The sequence below is a fragment of the Daejeonella sp. genome, assembly GCF_037719425.1.
In the GTDB taxonomy this organism is placed as follows: Bacteria; Bacteroidota; Bacteroidia; order Sphingobacteriales; family Sphingobacteriaceae; genus Daejeonella.
In genome coordinates this window covers 43,717-48,506 of the sequence record NZ_JBBJNI010000011.1, presented here as the reverse complement: position 1 = coordinate 48,506, position 4,790 = coordinate 43,717, and the positions used below count along the sequence as shown (strand labels likewise).

Sequence of the window (4,790 nt, the reverse complement as noted above, 5' to 3'; positions counted from 1 at the left end):
AGCGCTTCCGGATGTTCGCTCCAGTCTGTAAAGTTATTTCCGAAAGGTTCAAAAATGCTTTTCCAGGCTTCGCTTCTTTCTTCCGGGGTTTGATCAGGATTGGTGTAGATCCAATGCTGGAATTGGTCAACAACTGCTACCCAGGGCAACGTCTTGAGCACATCTTTCAGCTGATCTTTTTTTGCACGCTTCAGGTCGTCCGGATTGTCGAAGAATACATCCCATTTATCCATCGAGATTAGCTCCATGCTCATTGATGCAAGTTCTGCTACCTCAGACGGGAGATGTTTGAAATCATTGAGTTCCAGATCAGCTGAAACAAATGTATGTACAGCATGGCCGCCCTCGTGCACCATCGTAGTAAGATCGCGGAATGTTCCGGCCGAATTCATGAAGATAAAGGGAGCACCACTTTCCGCAAGGGGATAATTATAACCTCCCGGAGCCTTTCCTTTGCGGCTTTCCACATCAAAGAAGCCGTTGGCTTTCATGATCTCTAATCTCTCGCCAATGTATGGGCTGAGTCCGCGGAAGCATTGAATAGACTTTTCAATCAACTCTTCACCGGAATTGAACGGTTTTAAGGCTAGCTTCCCGGATACATCTACGTCCATGTCCCAGGGCTTAAGCTCTTTTAAACCCAGGGCTTTGCGGCGGTTTTCAGCCTGCTCATCAAGTATCGGTACGATTTCTTTCTCTATTGCTTCATGGAACTTATAGCAGTCGTGCGCGGTGTAGTCAAACCGCCCAAGGGCCTGGAACATATAATCCCTGAAGTTTTCGAAGCCAGCGTTCAATGCAACCTGGTGTCTTAATTTCAGGAGACCGTTAAAAAGTTCATCAAGTTTATCTTTGTCCTGCAACCTTCGCGCGGTAATAGCTTCCCATGCCTCCTGGCGAACCGCTCTGTCCGTGTCCTTTAAAAATACGGCTGCCTGCTCGAGTGTATACTCTTTGCCGTGCAGGGTCACAGACATAGCACCCGTTATTCCCTGATATTTCTGCTGTTCTACCTGGATCTGGGTCTGCAAAGGAATATTTTCTTCCCGGAAAAGCTCAAGGGCCTTTTTGACACCTCTTGTGTAGACGAAGTATTTATTCTCGTCAAGCTTTTCAGAAAACTTATTTCCGATAAACTTCTTATTCAGTTCATTATTCAGCGGTGCGATCTTTGGTTCGATCTCGGTTGCGAAAAACTGGAAATCTGCCAGCAGCTTTTCATCGGTTGTATCACAGGTCATCCTGATATATCGCCAGGCAAAATCTTCCTCAAGAGCCGCTTCAATCTCACTTCGGTCCCTAAGCCAATTCTCGAGCTCAGCACGCGAGTTGATATCTCTGGCAAGTAATTCATTGAATATCGGCTCGAGGCTTTCCCATGATATTTTCAGATCCTGAGGGATATATGTTCTCGGCTTTTTATTGATCTTAAGAGTGTCCATATTATTACAATTGATTTCTCAAATAAACGTCTAATAGAAAAAATACAGCAAATACAACCGATGCTATTCCATTTGTCGTAAAAAACGCGCGGTCTACTTTCGACAGGTCATTAGGTTTTACAAGCTGGTGCTGATAAATTAATAGCATAATGAAGAAAATTATTCCTGCAAGATAGAACCAGCTTAATCCCGAAAGGAAGTATGGGAGGCTGATAAAAACAATAGCGAAAAAGTGAAGTATCGACGAGACAGTCAATGCCCTTTCTTTTCCAAGCCATGCAGGGATAGAGTTAAGCTGATTCACCCGGTCAAACTCCTCATCCTGGAGCGCATAAATTATGTCAAAACCGCTGACCCAGCATAAAACAGCCAGCGAGAAATATATCGGCAGCATAGCAAATTCTCCCGTTACAACAAGATAGGCACCTATAGGCGCCAGCGCCAGGCCGAGACCCAGTATTAAATGGCATAAAGGTGTAAATCGTTTGGTATAGCTGTAGCCCAGCACTACAGCAAGGGCCACAGGGGAGAGATAGAAACACAGTCGGTTGATAAGCAGTGTTGTGGCGATAAGAAGCAAACTATTAATGATTGTGAATGCAAGAGCCTCCCCGGACGATATCCGACCGGAGGGAATGTCCCGGACAACGGTTCTTGGATTTGCAGCATCAATCTCGCGATCCAGGTATCGATTGAAAGCCATCGCCGCGTTTCGGGCAAATATCATGCATAAAACCATCAAAAGGAGCTTTATCCAGTTAAATTGATAGTCGGTAGTAGTAACAGCCAGAAAGAAGCCAATAAAGGCAAATGGCATGGCGAACACCGTATGTGCAAATAATACAAGGGAAAAATACTTCTTCATACTACCTCGTAAACGTTTTGTTTAACCCGTGAATGAAATTTAAGATCTCGTCGCGGCCATCCTGGGTTTCAGCTGAGGTAATATAATGCTCCGGAACCTCTTCAAAGATGTCCAGCAATGACTTGCGAAATTTCGCAACCACCTGATCAGTTTTAACCCGGGATTGCTTATCAGCTTTGGTAAAGATAAGCTGGAAGGGCAGGCCATTTTCTCCAAGCCAGGAACAAAATTCGATATCTATCTTCTGTGGCTCAAGCCGGCTGTCGACCAGGACAAAAACGCATTGCAGGTTTTCCCTGTTGCGGAGATAAAAGCTGATGAACTTTTGCCAGTCTGCACGATTGCTTCTCGATGTTTTTGCATAGCCGTAACCGGGAAGATCGACAAGCTGCCAGTTTTCATTGATCAAAAAATGATTGATCAGTTGGGTTTTACCAGGGGTCTGGGAAGTTTTTGCAAGTCCCTTTTTCTGAACCAGCATATTGATCAGAGAGGATTTGCCAACATTCGACCGGCCGATAAATGCATATTCAGGCAGTACCGCAGGCGGTAACTTGTCAGTTCTGGTATTGCTGCATTGAAATTCGGCGCTTTTTATGATCACCTTGCAAAGTTATACGTTTTACGTCATACGTCGTAAGTTTTTCTAAACGCCGTAAAAGTTATACGTTATACGTTTTACGTTATAAGTTACTAAACGCTGCAAAAGTTATACGTTTTACGTAGTAAGTTTTTCTAAACGCCGTAAAAGTTATACGTTGTACGTTTTACGTTATAAGTTACTAAACGCTGCAAAAGTTATACGTTTTACGTGATACGTTGTAAGTTTTTCTAAACGCCGTAAAAGTTATACGTTTTACGTTATAAGTTACTAAACGCTGTGGTACGCCGCCAACGTATAACGTAAAACGTACAACGTAAAACTCTATCTTTGCCTCCGTATGTCCAAACCCGTTACCCCTTACCGCGATTCGGAAGCTTCCAAAAAGGAACAGGTCGCGACGATGTTCAATAATATTTCAGGCACTTACGACTTTCTGAACCATTTTTTATCATTAGGCATTGATGTTATATGGAGAAAAATGGCTATTAGGGAGCTGCTTTCCGACAAGCCGAAACATATACTTGATGTAGCTACCGGTACAGGGGATTTTGCATTTGAGTCAATAAAGATATTGAAGCCTGAAAAGATAACCGGCGTGGATATTTCTGAGGGGATGCTGGCCATCGCAAAAGAGAAGATCAGAAAAAGAAACCTTCAGGATGTTTTTGAGGTAAGTATGGGCGACTCTGAAAGGCTATTATTCGACGACAACCACTTTGATGCAGTGACTGTAGCATACGGTGTCCGTAATTTTGAAAATCTTGAAAAGGGATTGGCAGATATGCTCCGGGTGTTAAAGCCTGATGGGAAAGCTGTAATTCTTGAATTTTCTAAGCCCAAGGTTTTTCCAGTGAAGCAAGCATATAATTTCTATTTTAAGTATGTGACACCTTCAATTGGGAAACTGTTCTCGAAAGATGCAATTGCTTATAGTTACCTGCCTGAGTCAGTAGCTGCATTCCCTGATGGCAGTCAGTTTACGGAAGTAATGATTAAAGTTGGGTTCCAGAATACCAAATGGCGTCCTTTAGCGTTTGGGATTTGTTCAATTTACACCGGCACTAAATGAAGAAAAGCCCGTACCTGATCTTGTTGCTTACCATGCTGTTCAACTTTGGTTCATTTGCGCAGCAAAATTGGGGTGGTGGGGTTGATAATGAAACACTTCATTTCGGATTTAAATTCCAATACGTTGCAGCTGAATATAAGATCCTGAAAACCGCAGAATGGCGGGGACCTTTCCCCGAGCCGGGTAGTACGACACCTATGATTCCTGCCCAATTGATGAGCCTGAGCTCGCCGGTTTCAAAAGGCTTTGCTCTTGGATTTGTTTCCGATTACAAGCTAACTGAGAATACAAATATCCGGTTTACACCTGGCCTCGTGTTTTCTGATATATCTGCCATCTACGAATTTGATGATCCGACCTACTCGGTGCAAAAGAAAGTGCAGGCCACCTTTGTTGATCTGCCGATCGGGTTTAAATTGAAATCCAATCGCCTGAATAATTACCGTGGATACATCATCGCCGGAGCGAAATATTCTATGGATATCGTTTCCAAGAAGAAAAAAGATGACAGCGACCTTATCTCATCTGAAAAATACCTGAAGAGTATTCCCAATGCTTTGTGGTATGAAGCCGGGCTGGGCCTCGACATTTATTTTGAATGGTTCAAGCTGTCACCTGAAATAAAATTTTCCCAAACTACCAAAAGTGTACTTATGGACAAGGACAGACTGGAAAACCCTTACATCGCACCTATTGATAAGATGTTCCTAAGGAATTTTCAGTTCAGTTTGTTCTTTGAGTAGGAGCCTATAGGTCCCCGCTTTTGCGGGGATGACAGCTGCATTTTTGAGATTGGGGGGAATTGGGGGC

Annotated in this window: 5 protein-coding genes; 2 read left to right on the top strand and 3 right to left on the bottom strand. The window is 43.5% G+C overall.

Annotated features, from left to right (window positions below; all coding sequences use genetic code 11):
* The 3 genes from WKF69_RS02880 to yihA all read right to left on the bottom strand — a co-directional run.
* On the bottom strand, positions 1–1,442 hold a 1,442-nt coding region (locus tag WKF69_RS02880), incomplete at its 3' end, for a M3 family oligoendopeptidase (RefSeq protein ID WP_340379402.1).
* Positions 1,443–1,446: 4 nt separating this feature from the next.
* A complete protein-coding gene (locus tag WKF69_RS02875; protein WP_340379401.1) occupies positions 1,447–2,307 on the bottom strand; it encodes a UbiA-like polyprenyltransferase in 861 nt (286 codons plus the stop codon).
* A gap of 1 nt (position 2,308) precedes the next feature.
* Entirely contained in the window at positions 2,309–2,911 is a 603-nt protein-coding gene (gene yihA, locus WKF69_RS02870) for a ribosome biogenesis GTP-binding protein YihA/YsxC (protein ID WP_340379400.1), read from the bottom strand.
* A 337-nt stretch (positions 2,912–3,248) separates the two neighbouring features.
* Between yihA and ubiE the strand changes: the two genes are divergently transcribed.
* Together ubiE and WKF69_RS02860 are read left to right on the top strand one after the other, a co-directional pair.
* The gene (ubiE, locus tag WKF69_RS02865; protein WP_340379399.1) at positions 3,249–3,980 is read left to right on the top strand and encodes a bifunctional demethylmenaquinone methyltransferase/2-methoxy-6-polyprenyl-1,4-benzoquinol methylase UbiE; all 732 of its coding nucleotides are present in this window, start codon (positions 3,249–3,251) and stop codon (positions 3,978–3,980) included.
* Positions 3,977–4,723 carry an outer membrane beta-barrel protein gene (locus WKF69_RS02860; protein ID WP_340379398.1) on the top strand — a complete coding sequence of 249 codons (747 nt, stop codon included), beginning with the start codon at positions 3,977–3,979 and terminating at the stop codon, positions 4,721–4,723. Before ubiE ends, WKF69_RS02860 begins: the two co-directional genes overlap by 4 nt.
* Positions 4,724–4,790: the final 67 nt, after the last annotated feature.